19 protein-coding genes are annotated in these 18592 nt (G+C 40.2%); 5 read left to right on the top strand and 14 right to left on the bottom strand.

Annotation, left to right across the window (positions count from 1 at the left end; genetic code table 11):
• Window positions 1–32: 32 nt before the first annotated feature.
• The 10 genes from FLJC2902T_RS04900 to FLJC2902T_RS04945 form a co-directional block, all read right to left on the bottom strand.
• A complete protein-coding gene (locus tag FLJC2902T_RS04900) occupies window positions 33–2687 on the bottom strand; it encodes a T9SS-dependent M36 family metallopeptidase (RefSeq protein WP_023578662.1) in 2655 nt (884 codons plus the stop codon).
• 79 nt (window positions 2688–2766) lie between these two features.
• Entirely contained in the window at window positions 2767–4107 is a 1341-nt protein-coding gene (locus FLJC2902T_RS04905; protein ID WP_035677448.1) for a deoxyguanosinetriphosphate triphosphohydrolase, read from the bottom strand.
• Between the two features lie 59 nt (window positions 4108–4166).
• Window positions 4167–4610 (bottom strand): GNAT family N-acetyltransferase, encoded by a 444-nt coding sequence (locus FLJC2902T_RS04910; protein ID WP_023578664.1) that lies wholly within the window; start codon window positions 4608–4610, stop codon window positions 4167–4169.
• Entirely contained in the window at window positions 4610–5320 is a 711-nt protein-coding gene (locus FLJC2902T_RS04915) for an AAA family ATPase (RefSeq protein WP_023578665.1), read from the bottom strand. Before FLJC2902T_RS04915 ends, FLJC2902T_RS04910 begins: the two co-directional genes overlap by 1 nt.
• Window positions 5321–5346: 26 nt before the next feature.
• Window positions 5347–5574: a hypothetical protein gene (locus FLJC2902T_RS04920; RefSeq protein ID WP_023575635.1), complete on the bottom strand. Its 228-nt coding sequence runs from the start codon at window positions 5572–5574 to the stop codon at window positions 5347–5349.
• An 88-nt stretch (window positions 5575–5662) separates the two neighbouring features.
• The gene (locus tag FLJC2902T_RS04925) at window positions 5663–6166 is read right to left on the bottom strand and encodes an RDD family protein (protein ID WP_023578666.1); all 504 of its coding nucleotides are present in this window, start codon (window positions 6164–6166) and stop codon (window positions 5663–5665) included.
• A 77-nt stretch (window positions 6167–6243) separates the two neighbouring features.
• A complete protein-coding gene (locus FLJC2902T_RS04930) occupies window positions 6244–8646 on the bottom strand; it encodes a ribonucleoside-diphosphate reductase subunit alpha (protein WP_023578667.1) in 2403 nt (800 codons plus the stop codon).
• An 87-nt stretch (window positions 8647–8733) separates the two neighbouring features.
• The gene (locus tag FLJC2902T_RS04935; RefSeq protein ID WP_023578668.1) at window positions 8734–9711 is read right to left on the bottom strand and encodes a ribonucleotide-diphosphate reductase subunit beta; all 978 of its coding nucleotides are present in this window, start codon (window positions 9709–9711) and stop codon (window positions 8734–8736) included.
• A gap of 267 nt (window positions 9712–9978) precedes the next feature.
• On the bottom strand, window positions 9979–10545 hold the full coding sequence (locus tag FLJC2902T_RS04940; RefSeq protein WP_023578669.1) for a DUF3109 family protein: 567 nt from the start codon (window positions 10543–10545) through the stop codon (window positions 9979–9981).
• Between the two features lie 56 nt (window positions 10546–10601).
• Window positions 10602–11456, bottom strand: coding sequence for a hypothetical protein (locus FLJC2902T_RS04945; protein WP_023578670.1), 855 nt, complete (start codon window positions 11454–11456; stop codon window positions 10602–10604).
• A 123-nt stretch (window positions 11457–11579) separates the two neighbouring features.
• Between FLJC2902T_RS04945 and FLJC2902T_RS04950 the strand changes: the two genes are divergently transcribed.
• The 3 genes from FLJC2902T_RS04950 to FLJC2902T_RS04960 all read left to right on the top strand — a co-directional run bounded on the left by FLJC2902T_RS04950 (window position 11580) and on the right by FLJC2902T_RS04960 (window position 13098).
• The gene (locus FLJC2902T_RS04950) at window positions 11580–12155 is read left to right on the top strand and encodes a MarC family protein (protein ID WP_023578671.1); all 576 of its coding nucleotides are present in this window, start codon (window positions 11580–11582) and stop codon (window positions 12153–12155) included.
• Window positions 12156–12285: 130 nt separating this feature from the next.
• The gene (locus FLJC2902T_RS04955) at window positions 12286–12486 is read left to right on the top strand and encodes a hypothetical protein (protein WP_023578672.1); all 201 of its coding nucleotides are present in this window, start codon (window positions 12286–12288) and stop codon (window positions 12484–12486) included.
• Window positions 12487–12489: 3 nt separating this feature from the next.
• Entirely contained in the window at window positions 12490–13098 is a 609-nt protein-coding gene (locus FLJC2902T_RS04960) for an FAD-dependent oxidoreductase (protein ID WP_023578673.1), read from the top strand.
• Between the two features lie 176 nt (window positions 13099–13274).
• Here FLJC2902T_RS04960 and FLJC2902T_RS04965 read toward each other — a convergent pair whose 3' ends face one another.
• The 3 genes from FLJC2902T_RS04965 to FLJC2902T_RS04975 are packed head-to-tail and all read right to left on the bottom strand — an operon-like array spanning window position 13275 to window position 15885.
• On the bottom strand, window positions 13275–14849 hold the full coding sequence (locus FLJC2902T_RS04965; protein WP_035677309.1) for a S41 family peptidase: 1575 nt from the start codon (window positions 14847–14849) through the stop codon (window positions 13275–13277).
• Window positions 14850–14855: 6 nt separating this feature from the next.
• A complete protein-coding gene (locus FLJC2902T_RS04970) occupies window positions 14856–15284 on the bottom strand; it encodes a deoxycytidylate deaminase (protein ID WP_023578676.1) in 429 nt (142 codons plus the stop codon).
• A 7-nt stretch (window positions 15285–15291) separates the two neighbouring features.
• Entirely contained in the window at window positions 15292–15885 is a 594-nt protein-coding gene (locus tag FLJC2902T_RS04975) for a HupE/UreJ family protein (RefSeq protein ID WP_023578677.1), read from the bottom strand.
• A gap of 138 nt (window positions 15886–16023) precedes the next feature.
• Here FLJC2902T_RS04975 and FLJC2902T_RS04980 point away from each other — a divergent pair, with 138 nt between their 5' ends.
• The gene (locus FLJC2902T_RS04980; protein WP_023578678.1) at window positions 16024–16455 is read left to right on the top strand and encodes a TerB family tellurite resistance protein; all 432 of its coding nucleotides are present in this window, start codon (window positions 16024–16026) and stop codon (window positions 16453–16455) included.
• A gap of 148 nt (window positions 16456–16603) precedes the next feature.
• Here FLJC2902T_RS04980 and fbp read toward each other — a convergent pair whose 3' ends face one another.
• Window positions 16604–17611, bottom strand: coding sequence for a class 1 fructose-bisphosphatase (gene fbp / locus FLJC2902T_RS04985; RefSeq protein WP_035677312.1), 1008 nt, complete (start codon window positions 17609–17611; stop codon window positions 16604–16606).
• Window positions 17612–17744: 133 nt separating this feature from the next.
• On the opposite strand from fbp, the gene FLJC2902T_RS04990 reads away from it, so the two are divergent.
• Complete coding sequence (locus FLJC2902T_RS04990) at window positions 17745–18590, top strand: M48 family metalloprotease (RefSeq protein ID WP_023578680.1); 846 nt, start codon at window positions 17745–17747, stop codon at window positions 18588–18590.
• The last annotated feature ends 2 nt before the right edge of the window (window positions 18591–18592 follow it).

The following is an 18592-nucleotide window of genomic DNA, read 5'->3' on the forward strand; positions in this document are numbered from 1 at the left end:
TTCCCTTTTTTTGTATGAAACTCTATTCTTTCTTAATTAAGAATAATTTTCTGAGTATAGTTAAGATTCTCTCCGTCAACTTTAATCAGGTACATCCCCGATTGTAGATTACCTAAATTAATAGCGCTTTCAGCGTTAAAATCATTAACTTCCTGATTGTATACTTTTCTTCCGTTCAAATCAAAAACCTGAATCGACAATTTGCCGGAATAGTTGCTGATTGCAATATTCAACTGACCTCTTGTAGGGTTCGGATAAACACGGATGGATTTTTGGTTATTGAAATCATCTACCCCCATTGCGCATGATGCCGGGACAGTAAAATCTTCTACCTGATCCTGAATACCGGCAACACCAGTATTGGTTCCAGAAGAAGCATTAAGTCCCAGCCCGCGTCTTGCGAAAGTCTGCCAGATCATACAATAATTCTGTCCGCCTGTAGTAGCCTGATCAGCGGCAAGTATAGCATCACGTGCAGTCACAAACGAAGGTGCACATCCGTCTAACTTGATAGCATCCATAACCAATCGCATCACTTTATTATTACCACCGTTACCAGTGTAGATATTAGGATCATAACCATATCTGTCGATATAATTCCATGTCAAATCCCACAACATAGCAGCCCAAACCGATCCGACAGAGTGAACGTCTATCCTGTTTACACCTTGACCATCCGTATACCACATGCTGTTGGTATCTCCAAACGTATGTGGGTTAACCGACATATTAGTTGAATACTTATACTCTCTCAAACCATTACCGTTAGGAGGCTGGTTTAATGCAAAAGTTGCAAACCCTCTGTCGCCATTTCTCGTGTCACCCGGTTTAATTTGCATCGCTAACCAGAACCAATCTGACCATCCTTCACCTTGTTGTTCAGAACTGCTGATACAATTACCGGTTAATCTTGTGGAAATTCCGTGACCATACTCATGAGCAACAATCCCGTTATCAAAATCACCGTCAGAATTAACAAATGCAGAAGCCGGTGCCGAAATGATTCCGGTCATACTTCCACTGCTCAAAGCAGCGATAAGCGCTTCACCCTCAGCCTGCGAAATACTTACCGCCGGAATAGTAATGGTTGCATCTGCACCTCCCATAATTATAGTTCCATCAACATTATTAACCATAAGAACAGCGATAGCTCCGGCCTGTTGCGCAAACTTAACCTTCTCAACAAAAGTACAGTCCCCTCTTCTGATAATAGCAATCTTACCACTTAATGCAGCTCCGTTAATAGCGGCAGTACAAGCATCGGAAGAATCCGGAGTACCGTCATTATACAAAACAAATGTCCCGCTTACTCCCCCCGGAGAAGGTGCAATAGTTACATGTCCAGGATGAAAATTATTATCCTTAACTGCGTAGGTTCCCGCTACTGATGCAGGCGCACTGATCGTAACTGTAAATGACGGTCCCACATCCCATAAATACATTTGCATTCTAGGCGCTGAACCATCGCTTGGCGTTGCGAAATTAGCATTGTTCAAATTTGGCGGATTAGCTTGCGATCCATCTTGGGCTTCAGCACTAACCGCATCACCTCCAGTTCCTCCACGGCCATAATTTGACATTTGGAAATTGCCGTTTGCTTCAGTAAAACCATACTGATACCACAAATCGTGCATAATATTGTTCATATAGAACAAGTTTGTTGTAGCTGCCGGCAGGTAAGTACTAGCCACTACCCCAGTACCGGGATAAGGATGATCAAAGGTAAGACTAGGATAAGTACCCGAGGTAAAAGTGGCATACGCACCTCCTGAGTTATCTCCGTCAACATCATCTTTCGCATAAACATTGTTACCTCTTGTATTTGTAAACTGAGTCGTTACAGTTCCTCCTCCTATCGTTGCATGAATGTTATGCCAACCGTTTGGAGAAGCGTTTGCCGTTTCCGGATTTGTCATTAGTTGTCTCGGACTGTGGTTCGGACTTTCATAATTCCAAGGAATCACACGATAATTCGTAGTACCCGGTGTCAGCATAGCCGAAGACGCATTGCTTTTGAAAAAATTCTGTGCAAAAAGGTTTGAAGAATGCGAATGTCCAGTATGGTTTCCTCCGAAATTACAGGTCAACACCATGTCAAGCTTTTCAAGAAGCTTACCTGTTAAAGCATCCACTTTCAGGCTCCACAAATGGTTAAGATCCTGAGAAAAAAACTCATAATCCCAAGCCAGTTTCAAAGCTTTTTCTTCTGTCATAAAATAAACCAACTCCGCTCTGATTGGGTATTCCGCGTGAGCGCCATTGCTTAATTTATATTCGTGTCCCGATACCTCAAGGATCTGAACTGAAGTTAATGTGTTCTCAATTTGTGACTGAATGTTCAATAATGCTGCAGAAACATTTATTGATGGCCCTGATGCATTGACTTTTTTACTGACATTTGGAATAAATTCTTCACATCCGTTAATAACCTCCCCGTTTTTAATCCAAAAATTGGAATCGGAATTAAAAACCTCAATACCATTATGACGCTGTTTAACGTGATAATTGTTTATTCCTGTGGTTTCGGAGCTAAATTCATTCACTATAACCAAATCGGAAATATCCTGATCCGTCAGTGAAAATTTAACACGGTTTTCATTGGCATACGCTTTTATTTTCTCTAAAGGGCTTTGTGAAAAACCCAAAAGCGAGACCAGAAAAACCAATCCGAGAGTAACTTTTTTCATAGCTTTTATTATTATAGTTTTAACGTTAAGTTCCACAAAATTAATCATTTAATGAACCAAATCAAAAAAATATTTTTTTTCAACTAATTCCCTGAATTATTTTAAATAATTGTAAAGCCTTCCCATCGGTCAGCATCGAAACAAAATGACAAATATGCATTAACCGTTCATACAAACTCATTTTCTCGGTTACAAATTTCTCCGGAAGCAATCTTAAAATCAGTTCATCGTAATTACTCGATTTTCCTTCAAACTTATTATTGTAGGCTGAACAGAATTTGTCCAACAATGTATTAATCACTTGATATCCAACCACCTCCTTCTCCAACACTTCCCTGCTCTGATAGATATTTTTTACACTGATTTTGATGATATCATTCATCTGCGCCTTAAATTCACTTTTATCAGTTAAGGCAAAGGGAAACTTTCCTTCCAATATCACTTTCTCGTTTGCAATAAAAACATTAACAGCATCATTTATCAGACTTCCGATAGCCAGGGCCCGCAAATAACTGATGCGATCCTCTTTGGTGATCAAGGATTTGTATTTTTCAGAATCAATGCTGTTTTTTACCAGTTTGATCAGGTACTCCAACGCAAATTCCTCCTGAATTAGTCCGAGGTTAATTCCGTCTTCAAAATCGATGATCGTATAACAGATATCATCCGCTGCTTCCACCAAATACGCTAACGGATGTCTTTCAAAACCGATATCTTCTCCGGATTTATTGGAAATCATCCCCAGCTCGGTGGCCACTTCCTTAAAAAATGGTTTGTCCTGCTGGAAGAATCCATACTTTTTATCGGCTATATTTTGGGTAGGTTTTTTAGGCAGACTTTCTTTCGGATATTTCATAAAAGCACCCAGCGTTGCGTAGGTCAAACGTAAACTCCCTTCCACACCGGGACGCGAGCCGGTCACTACCGAAAATCCATTGGCATTCCCTTCGAAATCGATCAGATCCTGCCATTCTTTATCGGTCAGCTGTCCTTTGTATGACTGTCCGTTTCCGGTTTTAAAATATTCGCCAATAGCTTTTTCACCAGAATGTCCGAAAGGCGGATTTCCAATATCGTGAGCTAAGGCAGCCGCAGCTACTATCGCGCCGAAATCGTTCATATGGTAACCGTGAATTTCTTTTAAATGGGGATATTTTTCCAATAGTTTTTTTCCAACCAAACGACCAAGGGAACGCCCTACAACGGAAACTTCCAAACTGTGGGTTAATCGTGTATGCACAAAATCCGTTTTGGAAAGCGGAATCACCTGTGTTTTATCCTGTAAACTCCGGAATGCGGAAGAAAATATAATCCGGTCGTAATCGACTTCAAAACCCAAGCGGGTGTCGTCCTGTTCTTTGCGTAAGCGTTTGCTTGTATCGCCTTGTCTTCTTAACGACAAAAGCTGTTCCCATTGCATCATAACCTAAAAGTTGAAAATTTAGCGTTACGAATGTACAAATTGAAAACTGAAATTTGCTATATATTTTTTCTCATACAAACACTGCTATCCACGCCGATGTATTGTCCGTAATTTGGTATTTCCAGGTAACCAAACTTTTTATACAACGCAATGGCTTTTTCTAACTTAAAAGAGGTTTCCAAGATACAGGCTGTAAAATGCAATTCTTTAGCCCATGCTTCGAGCTCCAGTACAATCGAATTGGCTATACCTTTGTTTCGGTGTTCCGGATGCACAAACATACGCTTGATTTCACCGGTTTCGGAATCATACTCTTTAAGCGCACCACAGCCTACCGGAACAGCATCTTCATAACAAACAATAACATTTTGAAGGTAGATTTGATTGTACTGTGCAAAAAAATCTTTCTCGTCACCATCAATATCAATCAGATAGGTGTCAAATAATTGCGTTAAGTATTTGAAATCCGGGTTTTCCGATGTGGTTCTAACGAGTTGCATTATTTGTTGGTTTGCTTGTGAATTTCGGCCTGAATGATGTTGTTTTTGACTTCTTTGAAGACATGGTTCTTAGCTTCGGCGAAGGAAACATCATAAATACGGTCCAGTTTTTGGAATTGCGTCGGATATTTCAACAACAACGTATCGTAATACTTATCCAGCACTGCTCTGGAGGGAGATGTGAATTCTAGTTTCAGTTCAAATCGACGTACCAACGCATCATCAATCATCTGGATTTGATTGGTCGCCGCTATTAAAATCGATTTCTTCGGAAAGTTGTCAATCAGTTGCAAAATGGCATTCACCACACGTTTCATTTCGCTGTTGTCTTTGTTGTCGTAGTCCCGAATCTGACCCAAAGAATCAAACTCGTCAAAGAACAATACAGCACTTTCGTAGTTGACTTCCTTGAACAATCCTTCGATATTTTTGGAAGTTTCCCCCAATTTGGAAGAAACGATATTCGCCAGATTGACAATGATGATTTTCTTATCCAGCTGCTTGGCTATAGCTTTAGCCGTCATGGTTTTGCCGCAGCCGGTTTTACCATACAACAGCATTTTATTCACCACCGGCAACTCGTATTTTTCGAGCACTTCGCGAAATTGGTATTCGCGCAAAAACTGCTTGATCTGTTCGGAAACGGCTTCGTTAAAAACGACATCTTCCAGTTTAACATTGCTTCGGTCGGTGAAATACAAACTACTCAAGGGAATGGGATTTAATTATAGAAGTGTTATTCTTTTTGGTTGGAAAGAAAGAAATTACGCGATTTCTTAGGATACTGATCGTAACTTTTATCACTCGGATTTTCGATTACCGATTTGATATTGATTTCGTCACCCACTTTAAAATTAGCTTCGGTATACTGATAATCCAATAAATATTCGCCGCAGAAATAATTTCCGTTGGCGTCTTTTTCAATGATTCCGGTGTATACGCCTTTTTTCTTATCTTTTGTCATGATTTTTATTTTAGAACTACAAAGGTACGAAGACCAAACCGATTTGCCGAAAAATAAAAAAGCCGCCAAATTGACGACTGTTCCACACTTATTCCTGCTCTTTACCTATCTCATCAAAAGAATTGAACATTCTCATTTTCATTTCCAATAAATCTTTCTTCACCACATAAGTATCTGAAATGGAATCATGCCAGCCCCTGCAAGACCCTCCTATAAATGAAAGATGATTAAACGGTATCATCCGGCAAAACGTTCGCTTGACAATTGTTACGGGCGAAGGTTTTGATCCGTCTTCCATTACCACAATGGTCTTGGTAATATATTTGGCAATCGATCTTGAAAACAAAATTTCAAAAAAGGAATAATAAATGATTAACACAACAAACCCCAGCAAATACTCTGTTACTTTATCAATATTGGCAAGCCAGTTCAGTAAATCATCAAAACCGGCAAACATGGCAAAAGCTGCCAGCACGAATCCGAAACCGAATGTCAGTCCGTACTGCACCAGTAGATCAATAAAATAATTTGCCAAACGTTGGCCCTGAGAAGCCAGCATGTCATTTGTAACCCTGAATTGTGAGTTTTCCATTTCTTTTTTTTGCTAATATAAAAAAGAGCCATTAAAACAACAGCTCTTTTTTCTATATTCTATAATCTATTTTCTTATTAAGACCCACACATTTCGCAATCCTCAGGACCGGCATTTTTAGAACGTTCCAACATCGCTTTGAATTCGTCTTCTGTCATTGGAGCGCTTTCGTTAGCCACTTCTGCCGGAACAGCAATCGGTTCCGCTTTCTTATCGTTATTCAGCGTAAACTTGATCGCATCTACTGCGGATTTGGTTCTTAAATAATACATTCCCGTTTTCAAACCGGACTGCCAAGCGTAGAAATGCATTGATGTTAATTTAGAGAACGTAGCACCTTCCATGAACAAGTTCAGTGATTGTGACTGATCAATGAAATACCCACGTTGACGAGACATATCGATAATATCTTTCATACTCATTTCCCAAACGGTTTTGTACAATTCCTTGATATCCTGCGGGATTCCGTTGATATTCTGAATTGAACCGTTGGCTCTCATGATTTCTTGTTTCAACGTTTCATTCCATAATCCCAAGTTCACTAAATCCTGTAACAGGTGTTTGTTTACCACGATGAATTCACCTGACAACACACGTCTAGTGTAAATATTGGAAGTATATGGCTCAAACGCCTCATTGTTCCCAAGAATTTGCGAAGTCGAAGCAGTAGGCATCGGCGCCATTAACAACGAGTTGCGAACACCGTGCTCCATAACTTCTTTACGAAGCGAAGTCCAATCCCAACGACCGCTTAAATCCCCATCGTTCAATCCCCAAAGATTATATTGGAACTCACCCTGAGAAATTGGCGATCCTTTAAATGTTGAATAAGGTCCTTCCTCTTTAGCCATTTCCATAGAAGTGGTTACAGCCGCGAAATAAATCGTTTCGAAGATTTCCTGGTTCAGTTTTTTAGCTTCATCAGACGTAAACGGCATTCTCAATAAGATGAACGCATCGGCCAACCCTTGAACACCCAATCCAACCGGGCGGTGGCGCATGTTCGAGTTTTCCGCTTCCACTACCGGATAGTAGTTTCTGTCGATTACTTTATTCAGGTTTCGGGTAACGCGTTTGGTTACGTCAAATAATAATTTGTGATTGAACTGACCGTTTTCAACGAACATCGGCAATGAAATCGATGCTAAATTACACACCGCGATTTCATCCGCAGAAGTATATTCCAAAATCTCCGTACATAAATTCGAAGAACGAATCGTACCTAAATTTTTCTGGTTTGATTTACGGTTCGCCGCATCTTTATACAACATGTACGGCGTTCCGGTTTCAATTTGCGATTCCAGAATTTTCTCCCAAAGTTCACGTGCTTTGATGGTTTTTCTACCTTTTCCGGCCGCTTCGTATTTGTGGTACATCGCATCAAACTCATCACCATAAACATCATATAATCCCGGACATTCGTTCGGACACATTAACGTCCAATGGGCGTCATCCTGAACACGTTTCATGAACAAATCGTTCATCCACATAGCGAAAAACAAATCACGCGCACGCATTTCTTCTTTTCCGTGGTTCTTCTTCAGATCAAGGAAGTCGAAAATATCGGCATGCCATGGTTCAATGTAAATCGCGAAACTACCTTTACGTTTTCCTCCACCTTGATCTACGTAACGCGCCGTGTCATTAAAAACACGCAGCATCGGTACAATTCCGTTTGAAGTTCCGTTCGTGCCACGGATATAAGAACCTGTAGCTCTTACATTATGAATAGACAAACCAATTCCTCCCGCCGATTGCGAGATTTTAGCCGTTTGTTTTAAGGTATCGTAAATTCCGTCAATACTGTCATCTTGCATTGTTAAAAGGAAGCAAGACGACATTTGTGCTTTTGGTGTTCCGGCATTGAAAAGCGTAGGTGTAGCGTGTGTGAAGAATTTCTTCGACATTAACTCATACGTCTCGATTGCTGCAGGAATATCGTTTAAGTGAATCCCAACGGAAACACGCATTAACATGTGTTGCGGACGCTCTACGATTTGTCCGTTGATACGTAACAAATACGAACGCTCTAAGGTTTTAAATCCGAAGTAATCGTAATTAAAATCACGGTTATAAATAATCGTCGAATCTAAAATTTCGGCATTGGCCATGATAGCCTCATACACCTCATCGGACAACAAAGGAGATTCCTGGTTTGTTCTCGGATTCACATAATGATACATGTCCGACATCGTTTCAGAAAACGATTTCTTTGTGTTTTTATGTAAGTTGGAAACGGCGATACGTGCTGCCAATTGTGCGTAATCCGGATGCGTAATGGTCATGGAAGCCGCTGTTTCAGCCGCTAAATTATCCAATTCCGAAGTGGTAACCCCGTCATACAAACCTTCAATAACGCGCATGGCTACTTTTACCGGATCAACCAAATCGTTTAATCCGTAGCATAGAATTCTCACTCGGTCCGTAATCTTGTCGAACATTACAGGCTCTCTTCTACCGTCTCTTTTTACTACATTCATCTTGTTCTTGTTTTGAAGGTTTTATATCTATGGTGGGCAAAGCCCTGAATTTTCATTTTGCAATCAACCCTTTCGGGTCAGTACTTATTAAAAATCGGCGTCGAAGCTGATTTTTTGCGAATCCCCTTCGCTGTTCAGAATTCCCGCTTTTTGGTATTCCGAAACACGCTTTTCGAAGAAATTGGTCTTTCCCTGAAGCGAAATCATGTCCATGAAATCAAATGGGTTTGAAGAATTGTACACTCTTTCACATCCCAATTCCACTAACAATCGGTCCGCTACGAACTCCAGATATTGTGTCATCAAACCGGCGTTCATTCCGATTAAACTTACCGGAAGCGATTCGGTTATAAACTCTCTTTCGATGTTTAAAGCATCCACAATAATATCTTTAATTCTTGCTTTCGGCACTTTGTTTACCAAATGGTGGTTGTGTAAGTGTACCGCGAAATCGCAGTGAACACCTTCATCACGGGAAATCAACTCGTTTGAGAATGTCAATCCCGGCATCAGTCCGCGTTTTTTCAACCAGTAGATTGAACAGAACGCCCCTGAGAAGAAGATCCCCTCCACCGCTGCAAAAGCAATTAATCTTTCGGCAAACGAATCCGATTCGATCCATTTTAGTGCCCAGTCTGCTTTTTTCTTAATCGCCGGAAACACTTCAATCGCATGGAACAACTGATTTTTTTCATTTTCGTCCTTCACATAGGTATCAATCAACAACGAATACGTTTCGCTGTGAATGTTTTCCATCATGATCTGGAAACCGTAGAAAAATTTCGCTTCGGCATACTGCACCTCATTTACGAAGTTTTCGGCTAAATTTTCATTTACGATTCCGTCAGAAGCAGCGAAAAATGCTAAAATATGTTTGATGAAATACTTCTCATCATCATTTAGCTTCGAATTCCAATCGGTTAAATCCTGATGCAGGTCAATTTCTTCCGCAGTCCAGAAACTTGCCTCCATTTTTTTATACCATTCCCAAATATCATTGTGTTTGATGGGAAAAATTACAAAACGATCTTTGTTTTCTTGCAATATTGGCTCGATTACAGACATAGTATCTTGACTTTTATACGATTAAAAATTGATTATTTAACTTGATTGGGGTTTACAAAGATTGTCATTTGTATTGTAAAAAGAAAGCCAAACTTATTCACAATTAAGCCGAGTTTTTAACAATGTAGAATTTTCTTTCGACAGAAAAATCACATTTCAAATTACTGGCTTTCAACTGTTTATAAAAGATGAATTTTCTGAACTTTCGCTGTGAACAGCAGTAAAAACGTTACTTGAAAGACTTTTGACAATCTAAGAAATGAAGGACTATTTTTTGTATTCCTCAGCAACTTTTTCCAATTCCGAATACCACTCAGTACCAAACTTACGAACCAAGGCTTCCTTGACAAATTTGTATACCGGAACTTCCAGTTCTTTTCCAAGCGAACAGGCATCATCACAAATATGCCATTTATGATAATTCACGGCCGAAAATTCCGAAAATTCCTTTACTCGGATAGGGTACAAATGACAGGAAACCGGTTTTTTCCAGTCGACCAAACCCTGATTATAGGCCTGTTCGATACCGCAAAGCGCGGTTTTTCCGTCGAAAATCACATACGCACAATCGGCACCGTCTATAAGTGTCGTTTCGAATTCGCCGTCTTCACCCACTACAGAGGTTCCCTGCGCTTCGATAGCAGCGATACCTTCCGGACGTAAAAAAGGTTTTACTTTGGGGAAAATATCGGCTAAAATTTTCGTTTCTTCTTCCGTTAAAGGCGCGCCGGCATCGCCGTCTACACAACAAGCGCCTTTGCAAGCTGAAAGATTACACACAAATTCTTTTTCCAGAATTTCTTCTGATACGATGGTTTTACCTAATTGAAACATGCCGCAAAGATAATCTTTCTAAAAATTCCATTCCAAAAACAAATCATAAAATATCGTTACATAAATTTATATTCTGCTTTTTTAAACGAAAGCGCCTGTTTTTCCAAGGTTACACATTCCATCTGTGTCGTTTTACCACCTTTCGTCAAATCCTTCATCACCACAAACATCACCAAGGTCTTTTCCCCGGGTTTTAAAAAACTTTTTAACGCATCCGGAGTTTTACTCTGATTTTGCTGTAATCCGAAAGTTTGCGCAAAACTCACTTTAGCTTCACTGGTGTAATAAAATGTCATCACATAACTTTCATTGACCGCTTCGATTCCTTTACACTTATAACCCAAAATGGTTTTGCCCGGCAAAGATCGATAAGTGAATTTCGAATATTTGGGATCCGCACCTTCTTCTGTTTTGGAATAATCCGGCATTTTGGAAGCGGAAGCCATTTTTTCGGCACCCTTCACAAAACTTGTTATCATCAACTTGTTTTTACCATCCATTATCATGAACATGTCTGATTTTGACTGCTGCATCTTAGCTCCGTAATACTCGGCGTTGGGCTCCAGATAATAATCAGAGAACATTGTCTTACCGTCATCACCAGTTATTTTCATGGTATACTTCCAACTGAAATCATACACTTCCGGAACAGTGGACACATCAGCTTTGTTTTTCCCGTAGGCTGCCACTACAGCTTCTTGATTTTTCTCCTTATCCGATGTTTTTGACGTTTTCTCCTCGGTTTTCTTTTCGACGGCCTTAGCAATTTTTTCAAGAATCTGAGCCGAACCCACATTACCCAAAAGCAACAATATCACAATTAAAAACGGACTTATCTTTTTCATAATCGTCTGATTTTTAAATACATACAAATGTACCAATTCCTTTTCAGAACAAAGGGAATTAATCATTTGATTTTCAATTTTTTAACGTGTACAAACTAAAAAGTGATAGTATGAAAAATTAACGATTTATTAGTTAAATTAGATTCCGAAAGAAATACTTTTGCGCCATCTTAAAAAAACCAAACTGATATGGGATTTGACTGGAAAGAAATTTTAACGATCTCCATGGTACTTTTTGCGGTAATCGATATCGTTGGAACCATTCCGATCATAGTAAACCTACGAACGAAAGTGGGGCACATCGAATCGGAAAAAGCATCACTGGTTTCAGGAATCATCATGATTACCTTTCTTTTCGTTGGAGAAGAAATTCTCAAATTCATGGGAGTGGACGTTAAATCCTTTGCGGTTGCAGGATCATTCATCCTGTTTTTCCTGGCATTGGAAATGATTTTAGGCATTACCCTATACAAGGATGAAGAGCCCGGAACGGCATCGATAGTACCACTGGCGTTTCCCCTTATTGCAGGAGCCGGAACAATGACCACATTGCTTTCACTGCGCGCACAATACCAGTCCATCAACATTGTCATTGCAATACTTATTAATATAATTATCGTTTATACCGTTTTAAAATCATCCTCAAAAATAGAAAAAGCATTGGGCAAAAACGGCCTAGGAGTTATCCGAAAAGTCTTTGGTGTAATCCTTCTGGCCATTGCTGTTAAATTATTTGCCGGCAATGTTAAAGGACTATTCGTTTAACCTGAATTTTACTAACTTCACATCCTATTTGCGGACTTTGTGAATAAAGAGATAAAGAGGCTGTTTCCATGCCAATGAAGATGTTTTAAGCAAAATACATTGATTACTCAGAACAAATAAAACAAAAGAAATGAAAATTTTCACGTATATCATGATTGCCCTTGCCTTGGGTTTGGTTATTTTCAACATTACTTTACTTGATTTCAATAATCTTTTTGAAGGCAACAGTTTGATCGCACTTATCGGAATTGCAGCTTCGCTTTGCGCAGTTTGCATTTTATTGATTTTCCGCATGTCAAAAATGATTGACGAGAAAACCAGAGGTAATTAGTTTATGTTTGATGTACTGATTATTGGAGGTGGAGTTTCAGGGGTTTCCTGTGCACTTATTCTGGGATCTGCTCACAGAAAAACTTTTGCTGCCGACAAAAAAATCGCCATTATTACCCATCAGAAGGCATCCTCTTTACAAGACGCCATTTTCCACAATGCATACGGAGTTCCAAACGGAAAATTAGGTTCGGAACTATTAACGGAAAGTACCCAGCACATGGCGGAAGTGTATCCACACATCCAACAGATCGAAGATGAAAAAGTCCTGAAAGTAACGGGAGAAGCGGGGAATTTCACCATTATCACCAATAAAAACGCGTACACTTCAAGGAATATTGTTGTCGGAATCGGTTCTTCCAATTTATTCGACATCGACGGACTGACGCAGTACGTTGAACCCCACAAAAAATCACTGACGGAAAAAAACCGCATCCAACTCAGAAATACAGACCATAAAGTAACTGAAGGGATTTATGTTTGCGGAACACTTGCCGGACACCGAAGCCAGCTTTCCATTGCGGCCGGAAGTGGTGCGGCTGTCGCTACCGATATTCTTGTTTTATGGAATGATGGTGTAGAAACACACAGTCATGACAGCATCAGAAAGTAGTAGCCAGTTAGCAGTTACACCGCTTGCCCAATACTATTTCCTGAGATACTAACCTCTAAAAAAACAAGGGCTTCGTCTTTAAATGACGGGAAGCCCTTAAATATCAGTTTATTCATTTTTTCAGACACATCAAAAATACGTTTGCATCTGCAGTCTAAAATCTGTGATCAGCCATCTTATTTCTTCCCAAGCACCTTTTTCACCATCACATCTTCCTTCAGTACCATTTGAAAATATTTATTCTCATCAAACAACTGACGGGAAAATTCCGCAGCGATATAACGTTTTACAACGGCCTTTTGACTGTCCAGATTAAAAACCAATCCGCTTCTTGAAACATAGCTTTTAAAGTTATTGAAGTACACATCCGTTGCATTCAGTTTTTGCACCATTTGAGGAAACGTCAGGTTTCGGAAGGATTTTCGGTCTTTATCCAATTGTTCAAAAACGAAATAACTCATTAAACCCGATTGCATCAACATTCCCAATGCCTCATCACCGTGACTTCCTTCAATCGGCACGAAAACATCAGGGATAATTCCGCCTCCACCATAAACGATACGTCCTTTTTTGGTTTTGAATTTCAGACTGTCGGCCACTTTAATACTGTCGGCTGCAAAAAGTTCGCCACTTACGAAACGCTTTTCGAAATCACTGAAATAATCATCAGTTCCGTTTGTATAAGGTTTCTGGATCGAACGTCCCGAAGGTGTGTAATAGCGTGCCACAGTTAATCGCACCGCCGAGCCGTCACCTAAAGGCATCTCTTTCTGAACCAATCCTTTCCCAAAAGAACGACGTCCGACAACAGTCCCCCTGTCGTTATCCTGAAGCGCTCCGGCTAAAATTTCACTCGCTGAAGCGGTATTTTCATTGATCAAAACATACACTTTCCCTGTTTCGAAATTTCCGGCTTCGGTTGCGAGGGTTTCATCGATATTCCCTTTCTTATTTTTGGTTTTTACGATAAGTTCATCATCCTTAAGAAATTCATCGGCTATATCGGCTGCCATTTCCATATACCCTCCGCCGTTATTCCGAACATCAACAATAAGTTGCGTTGCGCCTTGCTTTTTCAGTCCGAGTAAACCGTTATGAAATTCCTTATACGTGGTTTCGGCAAAACGGTTGATTTTAACATACCCCGTTTCCTTATCCAGCATGATAGCAATATCCACACTTTTTATAGGTACCACTCCGCGCGTAACGGCTACATTGAATTTTCTGTTTTCTGATTTCCGATAGATGGTCAAATTTACTTTCGATCCCTCTTCCCCTTTCAGTTTGGAGAACAGACTATCCGTTGGCAGTTTTCTTCCGAAGAGTTTTGTTTTCCCGGCATACAGAATCCGGTCTCCGGATTTTAATCCGGCAATTTCCGACGGACCGTTTTCGATTGGTTTAATAATCGCAACGGTGTCGTTATACATATAAAAATTCACACCGATGCCTACGAAATCACCTTTCATACTTTGAGCCACCTGCTCCATTTCGCTTTTGGCTATGTAAACCGAATGCGGATCAAGTTTTTCAAGGATTCCGTTTACGGTCAGGTCTACTATCGAATCGGTATTGATATCATCCACGTACTCGCTTTCGATGAGTTCGATAAGTTTATTCAGCTTGCTTCGATTCGCATTCGATGCAAATCCCCTTCCCGGTCCTGAAAAATTCAGATAACCGCCAATGAGCACGCCTACCGCCAAAGCCGTAGCCAGAATAATCGGCAAGTATAATTTTTTAATTCGCATCGTATCTTACTCCAATTCCGTCATAATATCTACCTCAACCCCTGCTTTTCTTAAGAATTCCAATCCGGAATCGTCTTTATATCCTTCATGGTACACCACGCGTTTCACACCCGACTGATGAATCAGCTTGCTACACTCCTTACAAGGCGAGAGTGTTATATACAATGTTGCCCCTTCACACGATTGTGTAGAACGGGCCACTTTTGAAATCGCATTGGCTTCTGCATGTAGCACATACCATTTGGTCAGCCCTTCATGGTCTTCACAGCAGTTTTCAAATCCCGATGGTGTTCCGTTATATCCGTCGGAAATGATCATTCGGTCTTTCACTATGATTGCTCCCACTTTTTTGCGTTGACAATAGGACAATTGCCCCCATTCTTTGGCAATGCGCAAATAAGCCTTATCGTATTTTTCTTTTTTCTTTTCTTTCATTATAAACTTATCTGTTCCAAATCTCGCTATTGATAATCATCGGCAGCACCACTCCAACCACAAAAGCCGACATAACCAGTGACCAATCCCGTTTTGAAAACCTAAAGAACGTCTGCACCACATAGGAAAGTATCAAAACAGCCACCACAATTAAAATCTGCGCCGCTTCTATCCCTACGGCAAATTCCAAAAGCGGAACTAATTTATCGGAGGCGCTTCCAGGCAAAATGGTTTTAAAATAATTGGAGAACCCTAACCCGTGGATGATTCCGAAGAATGCCGTCACCAATGCCACAAAGGCAATACTTTCCTGTTTCCCCGATTTTCCAGCTGTAAACAAATGAAACAGCGCGGTGATCAGAATCGTAATCGGAATCAGAAACTCGACCAGACCTGGTTTGATGTACACCACTCCGAAAACAGAGAGCATCAGCGCCAAAGTATGTCCGACTGTAAACAGAGAAACCAATATGAAGACCTGTTTCCAGTCTTTAAAAGCATAAGGGGTCACCAGGGCAATCAGAAACAAGATATGATCGTAAGCATTAATATCCAGCACATGATGAAGACCAATATTGAAATACGTTAGAAATTCCGACATTTTAAACAGTTTAAAGATTGGGTATTCAAACTTACAATTTATTTTGATAATTGCTTTCTTCCGTTAAGAAAAGCTTACCAATTTAATACTAACGAAACAGAAAATTCGTAAATTTGAGTTTAACTAAAACATACAACTATGTCAATTTCAGATTTATTTGATAGCGAATTTAAAGCTCGTAATAAGGGACATTTTTCTGCCATTGTTAGGGTTGCGCTTGCCGACGGCGATTGGAGCCCCGAAAAAAAAGCATTTCTTGACAAACTTGCTGTTAAGTTGGAAATCTCTAAAGAGGAGTATGAGGAAATCCTTGAGAATCCTCTGAAATACCCCATTAATGCACCATCCGTTTACATTCACCGACTGGAGCGGCTTTACGATTTATCCCGAATGGTTTATGCGGACAAGGTTCTGGGACCCAAACAAAAAGAGATTCTGGAGAAATTTGCCTTAGCCTTAGGATTTACACCGGGCAATGTCAAACTGATCGTGGAAAAAGCACTATCTCTCTTAATATTACATGTAGATCTGGATACATTTATCTATGAAATGCAGCATATGAATAAATAGTTTTTTGAGGTACTGAGGCGCTAAGGTACTGAGGTAGTAAGTTTCCCAGCAACTGACAGAAAACATAAATAACGAAAAAAGGAGTAAAAACATCTCTTTTCACTCCTTTTCCCTTTTTATAGAACTCAGTACCTTAGTAACTTAGCACCTACTTGTATTTCGCCATAAATTCTTCGGCTTTCTCCACCATGTTCTGGCTTCCGCAGAAGAAAGGAACGCGTTGGTGTAATTCCGTCGGCTGGATTTCCATGATTCTTCCGTACCCGTCTGAAGCTTTTCCGCCTGCCTGTTCGGCAATAAATGCCATCGGATTGCATTCGTACAACAAACGCAGTTTACCATTTGGCGCCTTGGAACTGGTCGGATATATATAAACCCCGCCTTTAATCATGTTTCGGTGGAAATCGGAAACCAAACTTCCTATGTAACGTGACGTATACGGACGATCGCCCTCTTCCATCTGACAGTATTTAATATAATCTTTCACACCTTGCGGAAAGTGAATATAGTTTCCTTCGTTTACCGAATAAATTTTACCATCTTTGGAATACTGCATGTTCGGATGTGAAAGGTAAAACGTTCCGATAGCCGGATTAAGTGTAAATCCGTTTACGCCGTGTCCGGTAGTATATACTAACATGGTAGATGTTCCGTAAATCACATAACCTGCCGCTACCTGTTGGTCGCCCGGTTGCAAAAAATCTTCCAGTGTAACCGGAGTTCCCATCGGTGTCACTCTTCGGAATACCGAAAATATCGTTCCCACGGAAACATTCACATCGATATTGGAAGAACCATCCAACGGATCCATCAAAACCACATATTTACTATTATCGTCCCCGGCTTTTCCATGAATAGCGATAAAATCGTCATTTTCTTCCGAAGCAATACCGCAAACGATCTCACGGTTAGTCAGCGTCTGAATAAAGACCTCATTGGCATAAACGTCTAATTTCTGCTGATCTTCTCCTTGAATATTCTGCTCACCGGCGGCTCCTACAATATCCACCAACCCGGCTTTATTTACTTTATAATTTACTACCTTTGCAGCCAGACGAATGGCATTGATAATACGTGATAACTCTCCGGACGAATACTTGAATTCTTCTTGTTTTTCGATGATAAATTCACCTAAGGTCTTGTTACGATGTTTCATTATTGGCATGTCGTTTTTGCGGTTGCAAATATTAATCATATTTTTGATTTATAATGCAATATTTTGAAATAATATTCATTTTCAAACGGATATAAAAATAATCATAAATGTCTTTCGCCTTAATTTTAATTTTATGAAAAAAACAACTTTACTTTTTGTTACGCTGTTTGCAGTTTTAGGATTACAAAATACCAACGCCCAAATCAATTTAGGAGAAAAAGCATTGGGAGCGGTTCAAAAAGGAATTACCGGTTTTACATTCAGCGATGCAGATGCCGCAAACCTTTCCCGTGAAGCCGTTGCCAAAATGGATAAGGAAAATCCCGTTGCCGATGACAAAGACCCGTACACCATCCGATTAAAAAAAGTTTTCGGAAAACACGCCAGTGAAAATGGGTTAAAACTGAATTTCAAAGTTTACAAATTAAAAGAAGTAAACGCCTTTGCCACTGCGGACGGCAGCGTAAGAGTTTATTCCGGATTGATGGACATCATGGACGACAACGAACTTTTAGCCGTAATCGGACACGAAATCGGACACGTTGCCAATCACGATTCGCGAGATGCCATCAAAGCAGCTTACCAGAAAGAAGCCTTAACCGATGCGGTAGCTTCTCAGTCAGCCGATGTGGCTAAGCTAACCGACAGCCAGTTGGGTAAAATCGGAAATGCGATGATTGACAGCAAACACAGCCGCAAACAGGAATCGGAAGCCGATCTATATTCGTATGATTTCATGAAACGCAACGGATACAATGTGAATGCTGTGGAATCGGCCTTTACCATACTGGCCAAATTAAGCGAGGGCAAAGAGGCGTCTTTCATCGAAAAAATGTTAAGTTCCCATCCCGAAGCCAAAGAAAGAGCCGCCAATGCAAAAGCAAGAGCCGAAAAAGACGGTTTATATAAACCCTACGTAAAACAAACGGCAAAACCGGCGACCAAAAAAACCACAACTAAGAAAAAGAAGAAAAAATAAAG

The organism is Flavobacterium limnosediminis JC2902 (genome assembly GCF_000498535.1).
Taxonomy (GTDB): domain Bacteria; phylum Bacteroidota; class Bacteroidia; order Flavobacteriales; family Flavobacteriaceae; genus Flavobacterium; species Flavobacterium limnosediminis.

Excerpts from the sequence above, each read along its gene's own strand:
- FLJC2902T_RS04900 (WP_023578662.1), bottom strand. The coding sequence starts at position 2,687 with ATGAAAAAAGTTACTCTCGGATTGGTTTTTCTGGTCTCGCTTTTGGGT.
- FLJC2902T_RS04905 (WP_035677448.1), bottom strand. The coding sequence starts at position 4,107 with ATGCAATGGGAACAGCTTTTGTCGTTAAGAAGACAAGGCGATACAAGC.
- FLJC2902T_RS04910 (WP_023578664.1), bottom strand. The coding sequence starts at position 4,610 with ATGCAACTCGTTAGAACCACATCGGAAAACCCGGATTTCAAATACTTA.
- FLJC2902T_RS04920 (WP_023575635.1), bottom strand. The coding sequence starts at position 5,574 with ATGACAAAAGATAAGAAAAAAGGCGTATACACCGGAATCATTGAAAAA.
- FLJC2902T_RS04925 (WP_023578666.1), bottom strand. The coding sequence starts at position 6,166 with ATGGAAAACTCACAATTCAGGGTTACAAATGACATGCTGGCTTCTCAG.
- FLJC2902T_RS04930 (WP_023578667.1), bottom strand. The coding sequence starts at position 8,646 with ATGAATGTAGTAAAAAGAGACGGTAGAAGAGAGCCTGTAATGTTCGAC.
- FLJC2902T_RS04935 (WP_023578668.1), bottom strand. The coding sequence starts at position 9,711 with ATGTCTGTAATCGAGCCAATATTGCAAGAAAACAAAGATCGTTTTGTA.
- FLJC2902T_RS04940 (WP_023578669.1), bottom strand. The coding sequence starts at position 10,545 with ATGTTTCAATTAGGTAAAACCATCGTATCAGAAGAAATTCTGGAAAAA.
- FLJC2902T_RS04945 (WP_023578670.1), bottom strand. The coding sequence starts at position 11,456 with ATGATTAATTCCCTTTGTTCTGAAAAGGAATTGGTACATTTGTATGTA.
- FLJC2902T_RS04950 (WP_023578671.1), top strand. The coding sequence starts at position 11,580 with ATGGGATTTGACTGGAAAGAAATTTTAACGATCTCCATGGTACTTTTT.
- FLJC2902T_RS04955 (WP_023578672.1), top strand. The coding sequence starts at position 12,286 with ATGAAAATTTTCACGTATATCATGATTGCCCTTGCCTTGGGTTTGGTT.
- FLJC2902T_RS04960 (WP_023578673.1), top strand. The coding sequence starts at position 12,490 with ATGTTTGATGTACTGATTATTGGAGGTGGAGTTTCAGGGGTTTCCTGT.
- FLJC2902T_RS04965 (WP_035677309.1), bottom strand. The coding sequence starts at position 14,849 with ATGCGAATTAAAAAATTATACTTGCCGATTATTCTGGCTACGGCTTTG.
- FLJC2902T_RS04970 (WP_023578676.1), bottom strand. The coding sequence starts at position 15,284 with ATGAAAGAAAAGAAAAAAGAAAAATACGATAAGGCTTATTTGCGCATT.
- FLJC2902T_RS04975 (WP_023578677.1), bottom strand. The coding sequence starts at position 15,885 with ATGTCGGAATTTCTAACGTATTTCAATATTGGTCTTCATCATGTGCTG.
- FLJC2902T_RS04980 (WP_023578678.1), top strand. The coding sequence starts at position 16,024 with ATGTCAATTTCAGATTTATTTGATAGCGAATTTAAAGCTCGTAATAAG.
- fbp (WP_035677312.1), bottom strand. The coding sequence starts at position 17,611 with ATGAAACATCGTAACAAGACCTTAGGTGAATTTATCATCGAAAAACAA.
- FLJC2902T_RS04990 (WP_023578680.1), top strand. The coding sequence starts at position 17,745 with ATGAAAAAAACAACTTTACTTTTTGTTACGCTGTTTGCAGTTTTAGGA.